The following is a 23951-nucleotide window of genomic DNA, read 5'->3' as shown; positions in this document are numbered from 1 at the left end:
TGAATTATTTTAGGCGTTCAAGTTTTCCTTTGCGTTTAACAATGTTTTTATAATCCCACTGAATGATTTTGGATTGCTGAATCCAATGGTCGAAATCTTCCCAAACAATGTCCTGAGGCAGCGAATAGGTGATGGAAGCATCCTTGAATTTTTTGCCTTTGTCAGGCGGACTGGGTTCTGAAAAACTGGCGCCGCTCCAAAACATCAGCCGGATGCCAGCCTTTAACTGGCTATAACCTACAATAGGATTGCCATTGATAAACCAAACAGGGTGTGCATGCCAAATTTTACTTTCAGCTTCTGTTAAAGAAGTATCTATCCTTTCAGCTAGCAACTGACAAATATCCTTTTCTGGACTGGATTTGGATTGATTATAAGAATGAATATCTGGATGCATCACAAAGGTTTAAATAATCCGTTCTTTTAAAGATACAAAAAGATGCCACGTTTCTACATTTATTATTCCCGTCGAAAATTTAAATGGATTTGATTTCCATGATTTTAGATTCAAAGGTGTCTTTGAAATTGGATTTGCTTTTTGCTTTGGTTTTGTATGTGTAAATCGTAGTTATGGATAGGTCTAAAAATTCTGCAATTTGATTGGGGTCGGTAATTCCCAATCTAATCAGGGCGAAAAGGCGTGTATCGGTATTCAATAACTCTCCTTTTTTTATGATAGTTTTTTCGTGTTCAGGGAATAACTGGTTGTATTCATCCAGATAGGTTGGGAACAGTTTCAAGAAAATCTCGTCAAATTGATGTAATAGTTGGTGCCTCTCTTCTTTGGCGTCAAATCGTTTTACAACCGTCAAGATGTTATCATATCTTTTGGCAATGACCTGTTGGGTGATGGATTTTTGTAAGGATCCCATTTTATTAAGAAAATTGGAGGTGGCATTTATAAAATAGGCTAAATAAACCTGCTTGATGGCATCAGCCTCCTTGGTCATTAAATTCAGTTTTTGAAGTTCTTTGTATGATTTTGAAATTTCTTTCCGGGCTTGGTTTTTAGCTTTTAATTGTTTGAAAATAACCACTAGGAAAATAATGATTATTAGAGTAAGGATCGATAAAAGCCATACAACTTGTTTCAAGATTTTATTATGGCCTTCTACCTTGTTTAATTGGGCTTTTTCTATGATAGGAAGGATGGTGGAAATTTCAATTTTTCTATGACGGGCATTGTAAAAAGTAGCATCTTCCATAGCAATTCCTATATATTCATTCGCCTTTTTTAATTGGCCCATTTTAAAAAGTTCGTTGGCCAAGTTTCTTATGGCCACGGTCTCTTTAGTGGCATGCTTTATGTCTGCAATAGCGGCATAGGCTAAATATTCTATTGACTTTTCCTGAAAACCTCTTTCACGATAGATATATCCCAAACTGGAAGTAGCTATTCCGTAGTATTTTGATGGGAGGTCATAATTTTTAAGCCAATAGTTAAAAGCAAATTCGGCACCTTTCCAGTCTTGTTGCTTCATGCGCCGAAGGCTCTCTGTGGACCAATATTCATTGGTATTTGGGTCTATGTATTTCAAAGCTTCGTCTAGAAAAAGATTGCCTTTTTTAATATAGTCCAAATTAAATCGTGGATCCCGATTGTAATCGGCCAAATCGTAAAAGGTTCTTGCTTTTACCGAGTAATATTCTGAAAGATTGGCTTTATTTAGAGTAGTAGGTTGAATGCTATTTAGTGTATCTAAAGCTTCTTTGAATAGTCCCGATGAAAGCAAAATAAATCCTTCTTTGATTTTGGAACTGGACAAAAACTGAGATTCATTTAAAGTGATGGCTTCTTTTTTGGACTGTTCCAAATAGTAGTAGGCCGAATCATATTTGAAAGTCCGGTACTCTTCAAATAGTTTTAAATAATAGTGATATAAATTTTGGTGGTCGCCACTTAAAACATATTTCCCCAACTCCCTTTTTAAGGTGTTAATCGTATCATACTTCTGGCTTACATATAATTTGTTCTTAGAAATCTCGAGATCTAAACTATCTAAAATAGCTTCCATTTTTTGACCACATGTAGGAAGACTGAAAATCAATAGGAGAAGGAGGAAACATTGACGGATTTTCATTTGATTTCAGGGGATTAGTAAATATTCAAAAAAAAGAGTTGATAATTGATTAATTGAAAAAAAACAACCAAATATATTCTTTTTGGTTAAAATGTATGGTGTTTTATTGCGCATTCCTTAATTGCAGGGGTGAAAATCTAGAAAAATTATCTATATTTTTTCTAGATTTTTCCATTACGAAAATAAATTTAAAAAGTTTTTAATCAGGAAGTTAAGTATTATTTAGGCTTTGTATTATTTAGATTTTGTCTTTATCATTTTTTTTGACTTCTGTGCCCCTATAACTTCGTAACACTAATCTTCAAACTACAAATTTTAACTAATTAATTTATGAAATCACTAAAATTCTTTCTGATGGCAGTGGTAGTGATTATGATCTTCGGAAGTTGCAATTCAAACGACGATGGTTCATATACACCTCCCATTACACTTTACGAAAAGGTAAACGGTTCTTGGACGTTAACCAATCTTAAAATGGTTGATGAATTTGCCAAGGCAAACGGGATTGAACCAAATGAGCAGAATATAGGCTCATGGTTTAATTATGATACCTTTCAAATGAATCTGGAGGTGAATGATCAAAATGAACCAACAACTTATGAGGTTTTAGGTGATGTGCCTTTATTGTTTCCTCCTAGTGGGTATTGGCGATTAAGCACCGATTTTCAATTAACAACGCCACATCCCGCTAAGATTTTTCTGTATGATGATGCGCAAAGAACTCAGTTGCTTGAAACTTTGAACGTGACTTCTGTTCCAGGAAGTAACAATCAAATGGAAGTGCAATTACAACGTATCTCAGGTGGAGCACCATTCATTACCTACATTTTCAAACTAACTTCAAACTAATCAAAATGAAAAAGATTTTTTACATCCTGATCATGATGGTTTTCTCTTCCATGTTTCATAGTCTGAGCGCTCAGGAAGAAGTAGGAACCATTGGTGATATTTGGTCGTATCCTGTTATTTATAATTATGATGAGGAGGTGACTTGGTATTTTGACCTGTCAACCACCTCTTTTAGCCCAGAAGAAGAAGTATACATTTGGATCTGGTCACCTTCTGAACCGGATGCAGGCAATTGGGAGAACTCTTCAGAATTTGCACACCTTACCAATGAGGGCAACATGATATGGAGCTTTACCCTGACGCCTACGGAATACTTTTCTATGACAGCAGAAGATATTGCAGCTAGTGCTGGTTTTTGGTTTCGTTTAAAAGATCAGGCAGGGACCAAGCAAACAGATGTGGCCAATGTATCCTATACGCCGTTTAATTCTTTTTATACAGCTGATGAAATGATACGGTCGTATCCTACTGAGCCAACTTTTACTGATGGCTTGAGTATCTTGTTCAATTCCAATTTGGTGGCTGGATTTGAAGATGCTACAAGTGTACATTTCCATAGCGGATTAAACGACTGGGAAGTTTTACAGGAGTATCAAGCTTGGATTCCAGAAATCGTTGAAAAAACCAAATTGAAAGATCTGGGGAACGGGTTTTATAAAATGGATTTGATACCCAACGTGTATTATGATACCGCTCCTGATGGATATATCATGAATAACATCGTTTTTCTATTTGTGAAAGATGATTGGGCGGGAACCTCTCCAAATTTGGTACTTAATGCAGCCGAATATGTTCCACCACCACCAGCTGAGTTCAGATATTTCCCTATGCAAATTAGTCAAAAGGACATTTTTGGATTAATCCGAGTCAACAATGAACAAGGAGTCAATGCGCTTAACTACACCATTACAGGCGGTTCTACAACCTTAACGGGCCAATTTACCGGAGGGGTTAGTGAAATTAAAGGATTTGTCGATCTGGCAACAGGCCTTCAAAATGAGGCTAATCTAAATCAAATCCATGTGGTAGTGACAGACAATTTGGGTAATACTATTTCTGATACCATCATCACTTTAAAGACACTAGACTAATTAGCAAATAAAATTCAATAACATGAATCAAGACACAAAAAACAGCTTCCTAAGCAGGAAAGCTAAGATACACTTTGCCTTGTGGGTATTGCTTTTGGGCTTCTTTACCTCCATACAAGCGCAAACAAACCTGTCGGTTTCAGGACAGATTCAAGATGAAACTGGCGAGCCCTTGATGGGAGCATCTATCATTGAAGCCGGGACCACCAATGGAACGACCACTGATTTTGATGGGAATTTCCAACTTGATATGACATCAGGAAACACTATTGAAATATCTTATTTGGGGTATGTTTCTCAAACGATACAGATTTCCGAAAACACCAGTATGCCTTTGAAAGTTATCTTACAAGAAGATTCATTTGCCTTGGATGCTGTTGAAATTGTAGCAGTTGGTTATGGTACTATGCGAAAATCAGATTTAACAGGAGCTATTTCTACGGTTTCTGAGAAAGACTTGACTAGAGGTACGTTAACATCCACAGAACAGGTATTGCAAGGTAGAGTTTCGGGTCTTGTGGTGACCCAAGATACAGGTGATCCTAGTACTGGTTCTTCACTGAGACTTCGTGGAGGGACGTCACTTACTGCTAGTAATAATCCATTAGTCGTGGTTGATGGGGTGCCAGGTGTCGATATCAATACGGTTCAACCAGCTGATATCAAAACAATTGATGTGTTAAAAGATGCTTCAGCTACCGCTATCTATGGATCTAGAGGTGCCAATGGGGTCATTATAATTACAACAAAAGGCGCCTCAAAAGGTTTCAGCGTTACCTATAATGGGTTTGCAGGGGTGAGCTATGCATCCAATAATTTGGATTTGCTTTCAGCCAACCAATGGCGCGCCTATGTTAGAGAAAATAATTTAACGGATGCCATTGATTTTGGAGGAGATACCAATTGGCAAGAAGAATTGCAGCAGACGGCCTTTAACCAAACCCATACGATCAGTATTAATTCCGGCCAGGAAATGGGAGGTTTTAGAGGGACTGTTGGTTATTTAAACAAAGAGGGAATTGTCAAAACAACAGATTTGCAACGACTTAATGCCAATATTAGTGGGTATCAATATGCATTGGATAAAGCTTTGAAATTTGACATAGGGTTGTTTGCCAATATGGAAGAATGGAATCCGTTGGATTACCGAATTTTTGAAAGAGCGTATAACCTGAATCCTACCATTCCAGTCCATGATGAAAATGGGGCGTTTACTTCAGTAGGAGGTACTTTGTATGAAAACCCAGTTGAAATTTTGACCAACAGAACGGTGAAAAGTAAAAGAAACAGATTGCTCGGATATTTCAAAACTGAAATAAACTTCTGGAATAATTTCCAAGCCGTGGTGAACTTGTCTTTAGAACACAACGCAACCAACGGAAATACCTATAAACCAACGTATGCCGTATTGGAGGGGATGACTGAAAATGGATATGCCCAAAAAACATATGGAGAATATACAAACTCACAATTGGAAACCTATATAAATTATACTAAGGCTTTTGGCAAAAGCAATTTAAATGCCATGGTGGGTTATTCCTTCCTTCAAAATGATTATGAAGGTTTCGGGGCTCAAAGAAGTGGTTTTGAAACCGATTTGTTCGGTTATAACAACTTGGGAGCTGGTCAAGATTACAGACTTGGAGATGTTTATTCCTATAGAGGAAGATCTAATTTGGTTTCCTTTTTTGGTAGGGTTAATTATGCTTATGATAGCCGTTATATGGTCACAGCTACCGTTAGAAAAGATGGATCTAGCCGTTTTGGAGCTAATAATAAATGGGGTATTTTCCCTTCAGCTTCCGTAGCATGGAATATTACCAACGAGAGTTTTTTAAATGAATCCTCTTGGTTAAATACTTTAAAATTAAGAGCAGGATATGGTGTTACTGGTAACCAGGATGGTATCGGTGAGTACAAGTCTTTATCCATTTTAGGTGTCGGGCAAGATAGCTATTATGATCCTGTAACCGATAGCTGGAGTTTGGCCTATTCTCCAGTTCAAAACCCTAACCCAGATTTAAAATGGGAATCGACTTCTCAAGTAAATATTGGGGTTGACTTTAGAATTTTTCAAAGACTTTGGGGATCCATTGAGTGGTATAGCAAATATACTGAAGACTTGTTGTATACCTATGAAGTGCCACAACCACCATATTTGGTTGGGACTATGTTGGCCAACGTAGGTGAACTGTCGAATAAAGGTTTGGAAATGACCTTAAATGCCAATCTTGTAAGCAACGATAAATTCAATTGGAATACCAATGTGACCTTTGCTAAAAACAAACAAAAAATTGAAAAATTATCCAATCAAGTTTACGAAACAGATATCATCTATAGCGGATCCCTACATGGTCTTTCTGGAATGTCAAACCAGTTTTCACAAATCATCAAGGAAGGCTATCCGGTAGGTACCTTCTGGGGGTATGAGAACTACGGGTTGGATGATAATGGAGAGTTTATTTTAAGTGAGGAAAAAACAGCCATTGGGGATGTGCAACCTGACTTTACAATTGGTTTTGGAATGAATGCTTCTTATGGGAATTTTGATGCAAGTATTGCTGGTTATGGAAGTTTTGGACAAGAGGTCTTGAATGCGACCAATATGATGTTGTATGATGGCAATAGAATGCCGGCATATAATGTGCCAGATGATTTCTTGGGCAGTGGTATTAATTCGGCGCCAACTTTTTCAGATTATTGGATCGAGGATGCTTCATTTTTCAGATTGCAAAATGTAACCGTGGGCTACACCATGCCATTTGAGAATTCTAATTCCAAAATACGATTTTATTTGATGGGTGAGAATTTAGCGGTCTTCACAAGCTACAAAGGGGTAGATCCTGAAGTGAACCTAACCGGATTGACCAATCCAGGTATTGATAGATTTAATAACTATCCAAGACCGAGAACATTCTCTCTTGGTTTAAATCTTACCATAGGAAATTAAGCAACATGATTCAAAAAGCAATTAGAATGAAAACACGAAATAAAATAGTATTGTACAGTCTACTATGGTTGGGGTTTTCCTGTACCAACTTAGATGAACATTTATATGACAGAGTTAAAGACGACGAATTTGGATCTGCACCCAATGAAGTGGAAGCACTTGTGGGTGGCGCTTATTCGTCATTGAGAGGGTTTCGGGATGATATTTCCAATTCTTTCCCTACCTGCGAATATGTCTTTTTCTTGAATGAAGTGGTTTCAGATGAAGCTACTATTCCTACCCGTGGAACCGACTGGTTTGATGGTGGCCAATATCAAGATGCCCAAAGACACCAATGGAATTCTGATAATGGAATGATTTTATCTGCATGGAGATATTGTTATGCAGGTATTGCCAAAGTAAATTCCATCATCTACCAGATTGATCAGTCTGGTTTGAGTGAAGATGAAAAGGAGCCTATTTATGCGGAGTTAAGAGCTGTAAGAGCCTATTATTACTACACTTTGTTAGATATGTTTGGTAATGTGCCTGTAGTAACCGATTTTGAAGATCAAGGCTTGCCCTCCAATTCAAGTCGTGCTGAGGTGTATGCCTTTGTTGAAACCGAATTGTTGGAATCCTTACCATTTTTACAAGACGGCATCGCTTATTCAAAGTTTACTAAGAATGTAGGATACGCTTTGTTGGCAAGACTTTATTTAAATTCTGAAGCCTTTATAGGTACACCTCGTTGGCAGGATTGTATTGATATGTGTCAGAATATTTCTGGCTATACACTTAATCCAGATTTCTTTGCCAATTTCGCTACTCAAAACCAAACGTCTTCTGAGATTATTCTAGCGATACCGTATGATTCTGATGCCGGAACAGTGGGTAATTATTTATCCTCTATGACCTATCATTACCTACATGCCTACACGGTTTCTCCAACAGCCAATTATCCTTGGTGTGGAAATGGAATCTGTGCCCAACCGGGAGCTTATTCCATGTTTGATGATGCAGACTATAGAAAAGCATCTTTGTTGGCAGGAGAGCAAATTAATATAGCTACAGGGTCTGTTTTAATTATGGACAGTGGCGAGCCTTTGATTTACACTGAAGAGATTCACGAATTCACAGATGCCTTTCAAAATGAAGGTGTGAGATTGGCTAAATATGAAGTGCTTCCTGGAGAAAACTGGGAGAGAGACCACGATTGGGTTGTTATTAGATATTCTGAAATATTAATGATGCAGGCCGAATGCTATGTGCGCATGGGAGCCCCCGAATTGGCAGCGCCTTTTGTGTCTCAAGTGAGATCGAGAGCGGGAATGGATACTCCAGCTTTAATTGATTTAGATTTTATTAATAAGGAACTGTTGAGGGAGTTTGCCTTTGAAGGCAGAAGAAGAACCGACAACATTCGTTTCGGAACCTTTTTTGAGCCTTGGTGGGAAAAAGAAAGCACCCCAGAATATAGGGCCCTATTTCCTATACCTACCTCTGTGTTGAGTGCCAATACCAATTTGACCCAAAATCCGGGTTATTAAATTTTGTTTTCATGTTAACCTTCTAATTTGGTTAGTCGTTAGAAGGTTAACATTTTTAAAAATGTAATACTATAATTATGAAATTCAAATCCAAATGGAACAGCGCCTTAATGGTTTTCATGTTAGTCATGACATGGATGGGATGTAGCTCAGATTCACCAAGTGAAGGTGAAACACAGCAACCACCAGCTTTTGAAGTGACTCCTTTCAATCCTGTTACGGTTTCCAAACAAAATAGTACCAAAATATACATGCACTATATGCCGTGGTTTGAGACCAAGGAAAGTAGCGGTAATAACCAATGGGGATATCATTGGACCATGGCCAATAGAAACCCCGATAATATAGATAGCAATGGAAGAAGAGATATTGCCTCCCATTACTATCCGTTGATTGGGCCTTACCATTCGGGTGATCCAGATGTTATTGAGAACCATTTGTTGATGATGAAGTATGCCGGTATTGATGGCGTGTTGATAGATTGGTACGGTGTGCATAATGTCAATGATTATCCTATGATCAAAGAGAATACAGAACAATTGATTGCACTTTTGGATAAAGTGGGATTGGAGTTTGCAATGGTTTATGAAGATCGTTTTTTAAATGTGATCGTGGACCAAGGAATGGCTATTTCAGCTATTGGCGCAGCAAAAATAGATATGCAGTATCTACAAAGTCAATGCTTTAATCATTCGCAGTACACAAATGTGAATGGGAAGCCATTGTTGCTTAATTTTGGGCCTATTACTTTAACAGATCCAGCCGATTGGACCAATGTGTTTAGTGTTTTAAACGAACAACCCACATTCCTTACACTTTGGAACCAGTCCTATCAAGCAGGAAGTAATGCCTCTGGAGAATATACTTGGGTATATGAAAACAATAACAACCTTCAAAATTACTATAACACGGTTTCTGGTCTAGACGTGGTAATGGGAAGTGCTTACCCTGGGTTTCATGATTTTTATCAAGAAGGGGGAGCAGGTACCGTGATTGGGTGGACTATCGATCACAATAATGGAGCTACTTTAGCAGAAACTTTGGAAATGGCTTCCACCGCCAATTTGGATTTTTTGCAATTGGTTACCTGGAATGACTTTGGAGAAGGGACCATGATTGAGCCCACCGTAGAGTTTGGATATTCCTATCTGGAGCAAATCAAATCGTTTGCCGAAGTGCAAAACTTACCATCAGTATTTGATCGTATAAGCGATTTGTTTACGCTTAGAAAAGCACACGCTACAAACAACGAAATACAACAGAAATTGGATCAGGTTTTCTATTACATGGTTTCCTTACAAACCAACGAAGCCATCCAATTGTTGAATAGTATTGATAACTAGTATTTTTACCAAATATACCATGAATATTAAATTATACGTACCGTTATTATTCTTGGCGGGCTGTTTAATAGTGTCTTGTGAGCCATCCATGAAAGAAAGGACATTTGATCAAAGCTCACCAGATCAAAAAAACCTATTGAACTTTTATTTAAACGAACAAGGTGAGCCTTTTTACTCCCTATCGCATAATAATAAAGAAGTAATAAAGCCTTCCAGATTGGGCTTTGAGTTTTTCAATAACAAAGCGCTGCTCAATAATTTTGAAGTAGAAAAGGTAGAGCGACATCAAGTAGATACTTCTTGGAATCAACCTTGGGGGGAGTTTAAAACGATTAAGGATAATCACAATGAACTACGTGTGACCCTAAAGGAGAAACAGGATTCCGCCAGAATTATGATTGTTGCTTTTAAGGTGTTTAATGACGGACTCGGGTTTAGATATGAATTCCCAAAACAAGCCTATCTGGATTCCGTTGAGATTTCAGATGAAAAAACCCAATTTACTTTTGCCAATAATGAAGCTGTTTGGTGGATGCCTGTTCATAGAGACAATAGTTACTATGAAAGCATTTATCATAAAAATAAAATAAGCGAAACAGATACCATCAATACACCCGCTACTTTTGAAACCAAAGACAGCCTTTTTGTGGCTGTTCATGAGGCCAATTTAACTGATTATGCCTCCATGACTTTGCTGCATACATCTCAAAACACTTATGAAACCGATTTGGTGCCGTGGGCCAATGGTGTAAAAGTCTATGCCCAAACTCCCTTTAATACACCTTGGCGAACGGTTATGGTTGGTGAAACTCCTGGGGATCTGGTTACTTCCACCTTAGGACTCAATTTGAATGAACCCAATCAAATTGAAGATGTTTCATGGATTGAACCATCAAAATACATCGGAATCTGGTGGGGTATGCACCTTGAGAAATATTCTTGGGGGCAAGGGCCAAAACATGGCGCTACCACTGAGAATACTATAAATTATATGGATTTTGCATCCGAGCATGGGTTAGATGGGGTTTTGGTTGAAGGTTGGAATGTTGGTTGGGATGGTGATTGGACCGCCGATGGAAGGGCCTTCAGCTTTACAGATGCCTATCCAGATTTTGATTTAGAGGCTATTGCCAAACATGCTGCCATGAAAAATGTCAGATTGATTGGTCATCATGAAACCGCAGGTGCTGCCAGTCATTATGAAAGCCAATTGGAAGATGCCTTTTCCCTTTACCATAGGTTGGGCGTAAGAGCCGTAAAAACGGGCTATGTCAATAAGTATTTGGATAAAAAGGAATGGCATGACGGTCAATATGGAGTAAGACATTACCGTAAAGTCATTGAAACTGCGGCCAAATATCAAATCATGATTGATAATCATGAACCCGTGAAGGGAACCGGATTGCAACGTACCTATCCCAATTTGATGACCCAGGAAGGAGCAAGAGGTCAGGAATATAATGCATGGTCTACGGATGGGGGAAACCCTCCAGAGCATACAACTATTTTGCCGTTTACCAGAATGTTGGCTGGTCCTATGGATTTTACTCCGGGCATTGTAGATTTTAACTATGAAACTATTCCAGGTACTAAGGTTCAAACAACTTTAGCAAAGCAGTTGGCACTCTATGTGGTAATGTTCAGTCCTTTGCAAATGACTGCGGACTTGCCGGAGAATTATAACAAACAACCCCAAGCCTTTCAATTTATTAAAGAGGTTCCAGAAATTTGGTCAGAGACCAAAGTATTGAACGCACAAATAGGATCGTATGTGACCATGGCGAGAAAGGATTGGAACACTGATAACTGGTTTGTTGGGGCTATTACTAATGCTGAATCACGAACCTTAAAAATCGACTTAGATTTCTTGAAAGAAGGAATTTATTACCAAGCCATGATCTATCAAGATGGGGAAGGAGCCAATTATAGTACCAATCCGTATCCTTTGGAAGTTAAGAAACAGATAGTAACCAACAAGGATGCATTGAATCTCAATCTAAAACCAGGCGGCGGAACAGCTATAAAATTTAAACCCATGTCATTGGATGAGTAGGTCTTCTGATTGATAATCAAGCATGTGTTGTTTAAAACATTAAAAGCCTCCATAGATGGAGGCTTTTTTTATATTCTCTCTTCATTTGGCTTTTTGTAAAAATAATTACATTTACCTCATGACTAACAAAAAAACAACCACCAGTTTGAAATCATTTTTTAAGTATTCATTATTTGCTACGGCAGCACTAACCCTTATGCTATTTTCCTGTAAAAAGGAGGCTGAAAAACAACCTGAAAAAGCAGAAGATGTACCCTTGATTTCTGTTAAAGACGGACGCTTTTTTAAAGGCGATGAACCCTATTATTTCTTAGGAACCAATTATTGGTATGGACCTTTGTTGGGAGCAGCCCATTCAGGTGATAGGGAACGTCTCATTAAAGAATTGGATTTTATGAAATCGGCAGGGATTGATAATCTTAGGATATTGGCTGGAGCCGAAGGTGGGGGTTCAAACTTTAGGGTAGATCCTTCATTGCAACCAGAACAAGGAAAGTATAATGAAGACCTGTTGGATGGCCTAGATTTTTTATTAGCTGAAATGAAAAAGCGTGAAATGTATGCGGTTTTGTATCTAACCAACAATTGGATCTGGTCTGGCGGAATGAGTGAGTACCTGCAATGGAATGGTTATGGAGATATACCCAATCCCAGAGTCAACCCAAGAGATACTTGGCAAGATTATATGGCCTATACAATGAAATTTCACGAGTGTGATCCTTGTAAGCAAGCATACTACAAACATGTAGAGTTTATCATGACGAGAACCAATAGTTATACTGGTTTAAAATATACCAATGATAATACCATCATGTCCTGGCAATTGGCTAATGAGCCAAGAGTGATGGTTAGTGCAAGGTATGAAAACGCTTATACAGATTGGGTGAATACTACTGTAGAACTCATAGAATCTTTGGATAGTGTTCATTTAATTTCCACTGGAGCAGAAGGAAAGGCGAGCTATTTGCAAGATATAGATATGTACACAAGAGTTCATGAAAACAAGGATATTGATTATTTAACCATGCACATGTGGCCAAAAAATTGGGAATGGTATGATGTCAACAATGAGAAGGAAACTACCCAAAATGCGATTAGGGAATCCTTAGATTATATAGATGAGCATATGTTTGTAGCCCAAAAGTTAAACAAGCCGATAGTACTATCAGAATTTGGTTTTCCAAGAGAGGGGGAAAGCACGTCTAAGGAAGCAAATATTGACAACAGGAATGTTTATTACCAAGTCATGATTGAGCAAGTAGTGAAAAATAGAGCTTTAGATGGCCATTTAGCAGGCTTGAATTTTTGGGGATTTGCAGGTTATGGCGAAGCCAATGGGAACCCCAATGGCAAGTGGTTAAAGGGCGACGATTTCCTAGCCGATCCACCACAAGAGCCTCAAGGATTAAATTCGGTGTTTGCTACAGATCATTCAACCATCAAAATGATTAAGGACGTCAATAAATTATTGAAGCAGCCAAAATAATGGTGGTTTAGAAGAGATAAAGTAATATAGAAAAACCTTGGGCTACCAAGGTTTTTTTATTTGGTAATGGGGTCGCTTTACAATGTTATAAATTTAAAGTGCTCAGTATTTAAAAAGCTAAAAAATAGGAACATTTATATAGGTTCTTGATTAGTTTTCTGTTTTGGTGATTTTGTCTGGTCAGGATAGAGCAAACTGACTACAACCATGCTAACACAACTTGATATGGTTCCATAAATAGTGGCATCTATTCTTGTCTCATAAATGAAACAAAACAGCCAAGTAAGACCGCCAATGATGATGGCTGCCCAAGCTCCTATAGTTGAGGCTTTTTTCCAGAACAAGCCAAAAGTAAGCGGAGCAAAAAGACACACTAAAATAAGACTGAGAGAAGCAGCCACAAGTCCTACAATATCAGAATCGTCAAAGGCAAAATAACAGGAAATAGCGGCTACCAAAATCACACTCAGTCTGGTGTAAAGTAGTAGCTTTTTGTCTGCAATGTTCTTTTTATAAGGTTTGATTAGGTTTTCTGCGATTACGGTTGCCGGTGCCAACATGGCTCCGCTTGAGGTACTTAGAATCGCTGATATCATGGCGCCATAAAATAGAATTTGCACGGGGATACTTGTCATTAGTTTTACCAAGGAAGGTATGATATCCTGGCTGTTTCCGCTAGTAGATAATTCAGGATACAAGTATACACCTCCGAGCCCTATGATTAAGGGAATACTGGGGATGATAACCATTAGAAGCGCTCCTAGGTAGAGTCCGTTGCGGGCCGCTTTTTCATTTTTAGCCGAAAAGACACGTTGGTAGATTTCTTGAACGGGAATCGCACCTGCCGTAAAAGCAAGGGTCAGAGCGATGTATTCAGACCAAGCATCTAAATCTTTTTGAGGACATAAATCAAAAAACGCACTAGGTTGGTTGGCAAAAATAGGTGTGATACCCTCTGTTTTGTGCAACACTTCAAAAAGGAGTATAAACAATCCCAACAAAATCATGACGCTTTGTACCATATCGGTATAGGCGACTGCCCACATACCTCCTATGTAAGTATAAAAAACCACTATTGAAGCACCTAATAAAATACCATAACTAAAAGGGATGTCCATAACAGCATGAAACAAATAGGCCAGGGCTACAAATTGGGCTGCAATCCAATGTGGATAAGAAAAAACCATTATCAGAGAAGAAGCCGTTTCAAGATTTTTAGAATACCTAACCCTAAAAAAATCGTTAATCGTTACAATTTGCATTCGGTACAACTTCCTGGCATAGAACATACCTACTATAAAAAGGCAAATACCTCCAGTTAGGGTCAAGGTGATATAGGATGAAAAGCCATCTACAATAAAATAACCGGGATTTCCCATAATTTGGCTACTTCCAAACCAGGTGGCAAATAGGGTGACACCCACCAGGGACGTTGACAAACTTTTTCCCGCAAGAGCAAAATCATCAGAAGTTTTTATTTTTCTGGAAGCCCAAAACCCAATTCCAAGTGTCGTCAACAGGTAACATATTATAAAGAAACTTACCATTGTTAGAATAGCATTAGTTAGTGTTGATATGAAAAAGCACCTTAAAGGGTTAGGATATGGAAGGTTACATAGATTGGTTTTCTAATTTAATAAATAAAATCGGGAATCGGCTGTAAAAGAGTGTTTTATGGTTGATTTCTGGAGAGGTTCAAGTGTAAGGGAGTTTGGAAAAGAATTTTATTCCTTTCGATATAAGGTCAATTCCATTGGGCCAGTGGGAATGGCATAGAGTTTTAAATATTCGATATTAACCTCTTTAATTGGAATTGAGCCACTTCTTTTTCCATTATAATACATGGATACAAAAAAGGTCGAGTCTATTTGTTCAATCATTTTCTTTTCGCCTTCTGTTCTTTCAAAACATTCCAATCTTTCTTTGTCCCAAAGTTCTTTATTAAAAACAAATTCTGATGCTCGTCCGTTTTCTATTAAGACAAAAGTCAGTTTCTCTATTTCCTCCTTTTTCAAGGTTGTCACGGTCGGTTCAAGTCTGTAAAAGTCACATTCAAAAACAGCCTCGGTTCCATTTACTTTGCCGGGGACGAACCATTTTAAATGATTGTCACTGACGATTTCATATGTTGAAGTTTTGTCATTGTCTTGGTTCAACAAATTGCCTTGATCCATTTTCAATGTCGTAGCTTTTGCCAAAAGCGAAAAATCGGTGTAAACGTCCACACTGTCATTGTTGATGTCCAAAAGCTGAAAATCGGGGTTGCCTTTTTGACCATTACCAGAGTGCATCTCTTTCAAAATCCATTTCCCATTTATGTTTTGTCCAAAAGAAGTATGAGATATCATTGTGAGTATGAGTATTAGTATTAGTCCTTTCTTCATGTTTAAAACTAAAAGCCAGAACATTTGAAACTTATTTAAGATTTCAATTGAAGTTTAAAACGTTCTATTTGTCTGCGGTGTCTTAATATGTGTACAATAGCGTGCTCAAACAATTGTTCTATATCATATAATTGACCCCAATTTACGAGAATCTTCTTTTCTGAATGAAGCTCCTCAATCTGAATGTTTGGGTAATCTTTAAAGAATTGTTCATTGTACCGAAACATGTCCCTTAGTGCTTTTTTATAAGCTTCAACAGAGTTTAATTTTTTCCGTTCTATAAAGTCAATGTTCTCTCCCAATGATTTTCTAATCTCGATTACGTAGCAATACCCCGATCTTATCACGTGCGTTAAAATTGTTTGAATCGATTTACAATCTGGATCTGGAGTGGCATAATCCACGATGACCGTTAAATCCGTGTCACTCAGGTTGGAAATAACGTTCTCTAATTCTGTTAGAGCTTTTTTATATTCATCTAAAATGGCACCAATGGCCCCTTGATCTCTGTATGACTTCATGGTTTTAAAAATTTGAAGAAAAGTTTTCGAACATCTGTTTCGAAGTTATTCGTTTTTCTTAAGGTGTGACTAATAGAAGTTGTTAATAATCATGCCTAATTTTTTGTGATTTACATCTCTTGCTTTATTGCAGTCAGTTTTTTTCCGGACTGAATTTTTACAAACTTGTGCAAATGACTTTCATCGGTAAAACCAAACTCTAACGCTAACTGTTTGGTGCTGCTCTGCCCGTGTTTCAATCGCTGTTCTAGTAAATTAAACCGATATTGCTGAATGTAATTCTTTAAAGATGTGCCAACCTTTTCCTTGAAAAAAGTACCTATATAATTGGGCGAATAGTGAAAATGTGCTGCAATTTGCTTTTGCGTGAGCATTTTTGGGTTGTAGATATTCAGTTCAATATATTCCAGCAAATCCTCTGTAGTTTCTGCATTTTCAGAAGTAATCATTTTGGTTCCACAACTATGTTTATTCCGCTTGATTACCAACATGATCGATTTGAATAATTGAAAAACAATTTTTTTACTTAGTACTTCATTTTTTTGATATTCTTTTACAATTAAGTTTAGCAATAATGTGATCATTTCAATATCATCATCGCTCTTTAATAAATCACCAGTTTTACTTGCTTTCAAGCTAATTATACTATCAATATCTTGGTTCCATTCACTGGCATCTTCATTCTTAAACGTATCTAAATACAGCTTTGTAAATTTAAAATAAACAAAACGCGTTTTCTCATCAATCATAAATTCATGCTCATCTTCAGGCCCAAGTAAATACATACTTCCTTTACGATACGGCAGCAATCGTTTATTAATATGGTGCATGCCTTTGCCTTCCACAATAAATATAAATTCATAGTGATTATGATTATGCAAAGGATGTTGCCAAACCTCGGCAACAAAGTCGTTTATCACCAATCTATCAAACTGCTTGTATCGTTCCATAATGGCAATTTACAATAAATTAATAGATTTTTACAAGGTAGTTAACGGTATCTCTTTGTTTCTTTGATTAAAATTGAAGCTATGAAAGAAAAAGTAACTGCATACACGCTAGCCAGGCTCCCAATTGGTTTTAGCTTTCTAGGACATGGATTTATCCGAATTCCTAAATTACAACAATTTACGGAGGGAATGATGAAAGGTTTTTCAGAAACTGCATTTCCATTAGTCATAGTACAACCCTTCGCATATCTACTTCCTTTTTTAGAACTTCTCTTAGGAATAACCTTAATAATTGGTTTTAAAATGAAAGTGTCTGCCGCCGTTGGAGTACTGCTTATTTGTATGCTCCTTTTCGGAATGTCTTTTCAGGAAAATTGGAATGCCATCTTTATAGAAATGATGTACGGAGCATACTTGGCAGTCCTTTACTTGTTTGCAGATTACAACACATTACTATTCACAAAGAAAAAATAAAACCTATGAACTTACAATTAGAAGAAAAAACTGCATTGGTCACCGGATCTACTGCAGGAATAGGATACGCCATTGCAAAAGGTTTAGCAAAAGAGGGCACTCACGTTATTATAAACGGAAGAAAAGCAAACGATGTTGCAGACCGTATTAAAGATTTAAAGAAAGAAACCGGAAACGAAGATATTACTGGAATTGTGGCTGACTTTTCTAAAAAAGAAGATGTAGAAAACCTTATTAAGGAAATTCCAGATGTTGATATCCTCATCAATAATGTTGGAATATTCAATGAAGTAGATTTCGAAAATATCTCTGATGAAGAATGGTTCGAAATGTTTGAAGTAAACGTTATGAGCGGTGTTCGATTATCTCGCCACTATTTCCCCAGAATGATCAAGAAAAATGAAGGAAGAATCATTTTTATCTCAAGTGAATCCGCTCTAAATATCCCAACCGAAATGGTTCATTATGGTTTCAGTAAAACAGCGCAATTGGCAATTTCCAGAGGTTTGGCAAGGCTTAGTAAAGGAACCAATGTAACTGTAAATTCGGTTTTACCAGGACCTACCATGAGTAGATCTCTAGAACAAAATTTTGAAAAACAAACCAAAGAAAAAAATACCACTGTAGCAGCGCTTCAAAAAGAATTCTTTGAAAACAGAAGACCTACTTCTCTTTTACAACGATTTGCTGCAACCGAAGAAGTTGCCAACATGGTCACCTATATTGCTAGTCCACTTTCCTCGGCTACCAATGGAGACGCTTTACGAGTAGACGGTGGAGTTGCCAACTATATTGTTTAACCCAAAACCAAATGAGTATGAAAAAATTAATAGCCCTTTTTACGTTTTTCACTATATCTATGTCTTTTGCAAAAGACATAGAAACCATTAAGGTTAAAGACAATCTGTATATGGTTGGCGACCGCACCTACTCGCTTTTTTACATTACCAAAACAGGAGTGGTTGTAATAGATCCTTTAGATGAAAAACATGCCAAAGCTACCATGAAAGCTATCAAGAAAGTAACCGATTTACCGGTAACCCATCTTTTTTATAGCCACAATCATTGGGATCATATTAGCGGCGGAAAATTGTTTAAAGATCAAGGAGCTACCATTATTAGTCATATAAAAGCAAAAGAAACCATTGCACCAAACCCAAAAGTTATCATGCCAGATGAAACTTGGGGAGGCGAGTTCACTACATACACAATTGGTGGAAAAACAATAGAATTATATTTTTACGGAAGAAATCATGGCGATGGAATGACCACCTTTCGATTCCTCGAACACAATACCGTCTTCTCAATTGATCTGGTAGTACCCGATAGAGTTTTGTATGCTTATTTACCCGACGCCGATCCTTCCAACTGGGTTACCTCTTTAAAGAAAATAGATCAGTTGGAATTTGATACACTACTTATGTCACACGTGAGAGCAGTAGGAACTCGCAAAGATCTACACCTAATTCAAAATTACTTTAATGAATTGTACGCTGCCGTTCAAGCAGAATTGGATAAAGGAACCAATCTTTTCGAAATTCCAAATAAAGTGGAATTACCCAAATACAAACACTGGATGAATTATGAAGAATGGTTGCCCATGAATGTTTGGAGAATTCTTATGGAAAAATCCATAGGACAATAATAAAAATACATGTCCCCTAAAAACACAAAAAATGACAATAAACACAATTCGCACCGTATTACTAGGTTACGGTTTTTCTGGCAAAACTTTTTTTGCTCCATTTCTTGACGTTTCTGAAGGTTACCTTTTAAAAGGTGCTTGGGAACGCTCAAAAAAGAAAATTCAAAATGATTATGACTATACGGAAAGTTATCCTTCGCTAGAAGCTGTTTTAGCAGATGATCAAGTAGATTTAGTTGTAGTTAACACACCCATTGACACCCATTTTGAATACGCCAAGAAAGTGTTAGAAGCCGGGAAACATGCTATTGTAGAAAAAGCTTTTACCAATACTGCTGAAGAAGCCAAAGAATTGCATTTGCTTGCGAAAAGCAAAGGTGTTCACCTCTTTGTTTTTCAAAACAGAAGATACGATTCTGATTTTAAAACAGCCCAAAAAGTACTGGAAATGGATAAACTTGGAGAACTGGTAGAAGCTACCATTTCGTATGACTTTTTTGTTCCAAACGTTCGTGGCGATGTGCATACCGAACATCCTAAAAGCGGTGGAGAATACAACAATCGGGGTTCACACATTACAGATCAGGCAGTAAAATTATTTGGAATTCCGAATGCGGTTCTGGCAGATTTTGCAGCATTGCGTAAAGATTCACCTGTAGAAGATTACTTTTTAGCTACGCTGATATATCCAGATAAAAGAGTCAAATTAAGAGCCACAGATATTTCTTTGGAACACGAATACGGCTACGTTTTTCATGGCCGTAACGGATCTTATTTGCAAGACCGAACAGATATCCAGGAAGACAGACTTATTGCAGGTGCAATTCCAAGTAGAGAAGATTGGGTGAACCATAAAGATCACAAAGACGGAAAATTAAGTTATTTAGAAGATGGTGATAAAATCACAGAATTTATCAAAAGTGAAGAAGGAAATTACTTTGAATATTTTGATGCTGTTTATCAAACCATCATCAATAATGCACCTTCCCCAGTATCTGGCTGGGACGGTTATAGAACCATGACTGTTATGGACGCCGTGAGAAAAAGTGCCCAAGAAGGAAAACTGGTGCAAATAAACTACGAAGAATTAGAAAAATAACCGTGTAAATATAAATAAACATGAAAAAAAATCAATTTGAAAACCTACGAACTTGATGAAGTGGTTCAATGGGGATTTGTTGATTTTATTTGCAATGTAGAAACCGATGCATTTCAAGATGTAAACAAAGGTCGCCCATTTGGTTTCCATGAGATGAATGGGGATATCGAAACTAAAATGATGAATACATTCAAAGAACTTCAAACTGAAAAAATAATTCCCTAAAAAAATAAGTATGAATAATAGAAGAAAGTTTTTTAAACAATCGGTCTTAGCGTCAGCAGCCTTAGCTGTAGGAAACTTTGCTGGATTCGCATTGGAAAACTCCTTAAATTCCGAAGAAAAAATAACTGAAAATAAAAGCATTAAACAAATGACATTAGCAACAATAAGTTGGACGTTTGGTCTAGATGATTTGGATGAACTATTTACAAAAGTCAAAGAAATTGGTTACACAGGACTACAATTTTGTGGTGACTTTAAAAAATATAAAGCAGAGGAGGTGGTTGCCAAATCCAAGGAATATGGTATCGCTTTAACAAGTTATGATCCCCTGAGTTGCAAGCCAGATACAGATGAAGATGCTACTTTGGAGAAATCTGTAGCATTCTACAAGCAAGTCATTGATTACGCTTTGGCTCTTGGTGTGCCAATGAGTACGTTGCAAGGATTGTCTTTTTGGACAAAAAATCAGCCCAATTATGAGGCATCCATGGAACAAATAGCACAAGCCGTGAAGCAGTTGAGTGATTACGCTAAGGGGAAAAATATTTTGCTATCCTATGAGGCTTGTTGCCACTATGAAGTCCCTCAGGCACAAACTGCAGATGAGTTACTTCGTATTTACAAAGATGCTGGTAGTCCAAGTAATGTGAAATTGGTATTGGATAGTTTTCATATGAATATAACCGAAAAAGACATGATTTCTCCCATAAAAGCCATAGGAGGTGACCTATTATATAGTTATCATGTTTCTGATTCTGGAAGAGGTGGAATAGGTACTGGACATATAGATTACCTGGCACAATTTAATACGTTGAAAGAAGTCGGTTTTAATGATTTGCTGTGTTTTGAAATTGTAATTGCAGAATGTAGGCCGTATAAATTGCCTATGAATAAAGAACAAATGGAAGAATTTGTGAAGCAATCCAAGTATAGTCTGAATATTTGGAAAACCATGATGAACACTTAATTAATAAAACATGACAATCGATACGGAACAACAACGGACAGCATCAAGTTTGTAAATTTTCAATGAGGAAAATCAGAAGCGATGAATTATAAACCTTGTTCTACGCAGTATTTCTTTGTAGATTTTTGGTCAATTTTAAAATATATCGTGCGTCAAAAATTCCATTATCAGCGTTCAATTCGTCAAAATCCGATTGTTCAGGTTTTTTTAAATTCAATTCCGCGCAGATTTTGTCAACCAATTCAATATCATCTAAATCATTTATCCGCCAAACTTTATGCAAGTCGTCTTCTGGATAAATTGAGTTCGAAATATTGTCATTGAATTCATAAATTTTATTGTAAACAACGCCAACGTGATTTTCATCAAACCCTTCTCCTTTTAATTTAGCTATATATTCGGCTCGAGTAAGTTTTGGTCTGCTTTGATTTAGTTTCTGCAATTTTTTTTCGTAACGTTCATTTTGGATTCTATGATAAATCAGAACCAATATTCCAATTCCGCCAAATATCCAAAGTGCTGTTTTCATATTGAGTAGAACGGTTTGTGTATAGTTTCGTTGCGTGAAAATCCGCTAGGATTTTCGGGTTAAGAAACTAAGATAGCAAAGTTGCGAGGATTTTCCGAGAGGAAAATCGGAAGCAATGAATTATACACGGTCTTGTGTGTAGTTTTTATTCAATTATCAGTTTAACTCTAATTTGTCCATCGTCACTTTTAAATTCCTTATTATACACTTTCTTCCCGATTATATTTTGGCTATTCTTCAAATCTCCTAATTCTCCAGCCAATTCAAGTTTAAAATTGTTAGGGTCAGAATCATTTTCAGATTCCAAAAAATCAGAAACGTGCAAATAGTACTTGTCCAAAATATCTTCTAAAGGATATTGATTATTTGTGTCGTTTTCAGGTTCTAAGTCATAAGAAATAGTCATTCTGTATTTGGTGTCATCAGAATCTTTTAAATCTTGATAAATTCCATTTTCAATTAATTTGAATTGTTCTGAATTTTCATATTTCTGATATTTTTCTAAGGAAATATTCTTCATAACATTATATTCCAACCGAAGTTCTTGTTCAACTGAAGAGTCGGAATTCTTTTTTTCCATTTGACCAAATAATTTACTCAATAGTCCCATAATTAGTAAAAAGGTTATTGTTTTTTTCATTCTTTTCGGGTCAGCTCAAATTACACCGGTAAATTGTATGAGTAGCTTCAGATTGAGGGCTACCTTCTTGTCAAACCGCTAAACAGTTTGAACGGGAACAAACCCTGAAATTTGCCACATCGCCTCCATTACTTATACAAAATGGTGTGCTGTCGTTATTTAATTTTTTGTTTTTTAAAAGTTTTATAGGCTCTTCCATTTTCTTTTTCAGAATAGATAAATGTTGTTTTTGTCTAATTTTCCTTAAGAGTTTAATCAATTGATTTTGTCGAATGAATTTATGTTTTTTAAAACCTCCTGCGCTTCTTTGTTTAAATTTTGCAGTTTTCTGGATGAGGATTTCACCATTGCTTGATAGATAAATATATTGTTGTACAGGGTATTGATTGTGTTTTGCGAACTCGATAGAAGAGGCACTGGTTTATCAGTATCTTTTCGTAAAACCCTTAAGTTGAAAACAATGTCGTTAAGGAAGGTCTTTGTAGACAGCCCATCCAATAAGTTTTGATGGATATAAAATCTATCGGTTTCGTCATAGTAGGCTTGAAGCATACGTCTAATGGTTTCATCAGAAACGCTTTCTATTTTCCCACTACTTTTTAAAGTTTCTATGGTGTGTTCTTTAGATATGTAGTCTGGAAATCCAATAGAAGCATACCAATAGTTGTAAGCTTGTCTTGAATCTGAATCTGGTTGTAACCCTTCCAGCTCATAGAGAAGAGAGTCAATCGTCTTGCTTTTGTTGTTAAGAATCTGAATTATAGAATCTTGTGTTTGTATATCATCTTCAATATCTGAGCGTAAAGAGGAGAGATAATCCTTTTCGATATGTTGGTTTTTTTTCGCTTCGTTCCAATTGCTTACTTGCAAAGCAATCAAAATACCTATCACTACAAGAATAATTTCCCCAAGAGCATACTTAAGATATTGTCCAGTTTTGCCCTCTGAAATTAAATTTTTTCTAATTCTTTTAAAGAATTTCATCATTGGTTAGCGGTTTCTGATAGTTAATCACAACGGTTTGGCTATGATTTCGGCATGGAATCGTCCGTAAGACATTCCGCGTAAGCAATCAGCTTTGATAAATTTACATATTTTTCAAAATAGGGCATAAGTCACGCTGAATTATGGCCGG

The 23951-nt window shown here is 36.9% G+C and carries 22 protein-coding genes; 13 read left to right on the top strand and 9 right to left on the bottom strand.

Annotated elements, in window-relative coordinates; translation table 11 throughout:
- Positions 1-4: 4 nt before the first annotated feature.
- Complete coding sequence (locus tag ZA07_RS03655) at positions 5-397, bottom strand: DUF1801 domain-containing protein (RefSeq protein ID WP_053970372.1); 393 nt, start codon at positions 395-397, stop codon at positions 5-7.
- A gap of 79 nt (positions 398-476) precedes the next feature.
- Positions 477-2081, bottom strand: coding sequence for a DUF6377 domain-containing protein (locus ZA07_RS03650; protein ID WP_053970371.1), 1605 nt, complete (start codon positions 2079-2081; stop codon positions 477-479).
- A 330-nt stretch (positions 2082-2411) separates the two neighbouring features.
- Here ZA07_RS03650 and ZA07_RS03645 point away from each other — a divergent pair, with 330 nt between their 5' ends.
- From ZA07_RS03645 to ZA07_RS03615, 7 genes are all read left to right on the top strand, one after another.
- Positions 2412-2930 (top strand): DUF5004 domain-containing protein, encoded by a 519-nt coding sequence (locus ZA07_RS03645; protein ID WP_053970370.1) that lies wholly within the window; start codon positions 2412-2414, stop codon positions 2928-2930.
- A 5-nt stretch (positions 2931-2935) separates the two neighbouring features.
- On the top strand, positions 2936-4021 hold the full coding sequence (locus ZA07_RS03640) for a hypothetical protein (RefSeq protein WP_053970369.1): 1086 nt from the start codon (positions 2936-2938) through the stop codon (positions 4019-4021).
- Between the two features lie 22 nt (positions 4022-4043).
- Positions 4044-6971: a SusC/RagA family TonB-linked outer membrane protein gene (locus ZA07_RS03635; protein WP_053970368.1), complete on the top strand. Its 2928-nt coding sequence runs from the start codon at positions 4044-4046 to the stop codon at positions 6969-6971.
- A 26-nt stretch (positions 6972-6997) separates the two neighbouring features.
- The gene (locus tag ZA07_RS03630; protein ID WP_053970402.1) at positions 6998-8500 is read left to right on the top strand and encodes a RagB/SusD family nutrient uptake outer membrane protein; all 1503 of its coding nucleotides are present in this window, start codon (positions 6998-7000) and stop codon (positions 8498-8500) included.
- Positions 8501-8577: 77 nt separating this feature from the next.
- Positions 8578-9843, top strand: a complete 1266-nt coding sequence (locus ZA07_RS03625) for a glycoside hydrolase family 71/99-like protein (RefSeq protein WP_053970367.1) — start codon at positions 8578-8580, stop codon at positions 9841-9843.
- A gap of 19 nt (positions 9844-9862) precedes the next feature.
- Entirely contained in the window at positions 9863-11896 is a 2034-nt protein-coding gene (locus tag ZA07_RS03620; protein ID WP_157492050.1) for a glycoside hydrolase family 97 protein, read from the top strand.
- 118 nt (positions 11897-12014) lie between these two features.
- On the top strand, positions 12015-13382 hold the full coding sequence (locus ZA07_RS03615) for a beta-mannanase (RefSeq protein WP_157492049.1): 1368 nt from the start codon (positions 12015-12017) through the stop codon (positions 13380-13382).
- 134 nt (positions 13383-13516) lie between these two features.
- Here ZA07_RS03615 and ZA07_RS03610 read toward each other — a convergent pair whose 3' ends face one another.
- The 4 genes from ZA07_RS03610 to ZA07_RS03595 form a co-directional block, all read right to left on the bottom strand.
- Positions 13517-14899, bottom strand: coding sequence for a sodium:solute symporter family protein (locus ZA07_RS03610; RefSeq protein WP_197276695.1), 1383 nt, complete (start codon positions 14897-14899; stop codon positions 13517-13519).
- Positions 14900-15106: 207 nt separating this feature from the next.
- The gene (locus ZA07_RS03605) at positions 15107-15766 is read right to left on the bottom strand and encodes a hypothetical protein (protein WP_157492048.1); all 660 of its coding nucleotides are present in this window, start codon (positions 15764-15766) and stop codon (positions 15107-15109) included.
- 35 nt (positions 15767-15801) lie between these two features.
- Positions 15802-16287 carry a DinB family protein gene (locus ZA07_RS03600; protein WP_053970364.1) on the bottom strand — a complete coding sequence of 162 codons (486 nt, stop codon included), beginning with the start codon at positions 16285-16287 and terminating at the stop codon, positions 15802-15804.
- A gap of 110 nt (positions 16288-16397) precedes the next feature.
- A complete protein-coding gene (locus tag ZA07_RS03595; protein WP_053970363.1) occupies positions 16398-17237 on the bottom strand; it encodes an AraC family transcriptional regulator in 840 nt (279 codons plus the stop codon).
- An 81-nt stretch (positions 17238-17318) separates the two neighbouring features.
- Here ZA07_RS03595 and ZA07_RS03590 point away from each other — a divergent pair, with 81 nt between their 5' ends.
- Genes ZA07_RS03590 through ZA07_RS03570 form a run of 6 tightly spaced genes read left to right on the top strand, consistent with a single transcriptional unit; the run spans position 17319 to position 21647 of the window.
- Entirely contained in the window at positions 17319-17711 is a 393-nt protein-coding gene (locus tag ZA07_RS03590) for a DoxX family membrane protein (RefSeq protein WP_053970362.1), read from the top strand.
- Positions 17712-17716: 5 nt separating this feature from the next.
- Positions 17717-18511, top strand: coding sequence for an SDR family NAD(P)-dependent oxidoreductase (locus ZA07_RS03585; protein ID WP_053970361.1), 795 nt, complete (start codon positions 17717-17719; stop codon positions 18509-18511).
- Positions 18512-18528: 17 nt separating this feature from the next.
- The gene (locus ZA07_RS03580) at positions 18529-19356 is read left to right on the top strand and encodes an MBL fold metallo-hydrolase (RefSeq protein WP_197276694.1); all 828 of its coding nucleotides are present in this window, start codon (positions 18529-18531) and stop codon (positions 19354-19356) included.
- Between the two features lie 31 nt (positions 19357-19387).
- Positions 19388-20455 carry a Gfo/Idh/MocA family oxidoreductase gene (locus ZA07_RS03575; protein ID WP_053970359.1) on the top strand — a complete coding sequence of 356 codons (1068 nt, stop codon included), beginning with the start codon at positions 19388-19390 and terminating at the stop codon, positions 20453-20455.
- 36 nt (positions 20456-20491) lie between these two features.
- A complete protein-coding gene (locus ZA07_RS15985; protein ID WP_157492047.1) occupies positions 20492-20680 on the top strand; it encodes a hypothetical protein in 189 nt (62 codons plus the stop codon).
- 10 nt (positions 20681-20690) lie between these two features.
- Positions 20691-21647, top strand: coding sequence for a sugar phosphate isomerase/epimerase (locus ZA07_RS03570; protein ID WP_053970358.1), 957 nt, complete (start codon positions 20691-20693; stop codon positions 21645-21647).
- A 100-nt stretch (positions 21648-21747) separates the two neighbouring features.
- On the opposite strand, the gene ZA07_RS03565 is transcribed toward ZA07_RS03570, so the two are convergent.
- The 3 genes from ZA07_RS03565 to ZA07_RS03555 all read right to left on the bottom strand — a co-directional run bounded on the left by ZA07_RS03565 (position 21748) and on the right by ZA07_RS03555 (position 23803).
- Complete coding sequence (locus tag ZA07_RS03565) at positions 21748-22176, bottom strand: hypothetical protein (protein WP_053970357.1); 429 nt, start codon at positions 22174-22176, stop codon at positions 21748-21750.
- 145 nt (positions 22177-22321) lie between these two features.
- A complete protein-coding gene (locus ZA07_RS03560; protein WP_053970356.1) occupies positions 22322-22816 on the bottom strand; it encodes a hypothetical protein in 495 nt (164 codons plus the stop codon).
- Positions 22817-23071: 255 nt separating this feature from the next.
- On the bottom strand, positions 23072-23803 hold the full coding sequence (locus ZA07_RS03555; RefSeq protein WP_157492046.1) for a DUF6090 family protein: 732 nt from the start codon (positions 23801-23803) through the stop codon (positions 23072-23074).
- Between the last annotated feature and the right edge of the window lie 148 nt (positions 23804-23951).

The sequence above is a fragment of the Mangrovimonas sp. ST2L15 genome (assembly GCF_001280515.1).
Lineage (GTDB): Bacteria > Bacteroidota > Bacteroidia > Flavobacteriales > Flavobacteriaceae > Mangrovimonas > Mangrovimonas futianensis.
The sequence above is the reverse complement of the archived record's forward strand: the minus strand, read 5'-3'. Positions and strand labels throughout refer to the sequence as shown.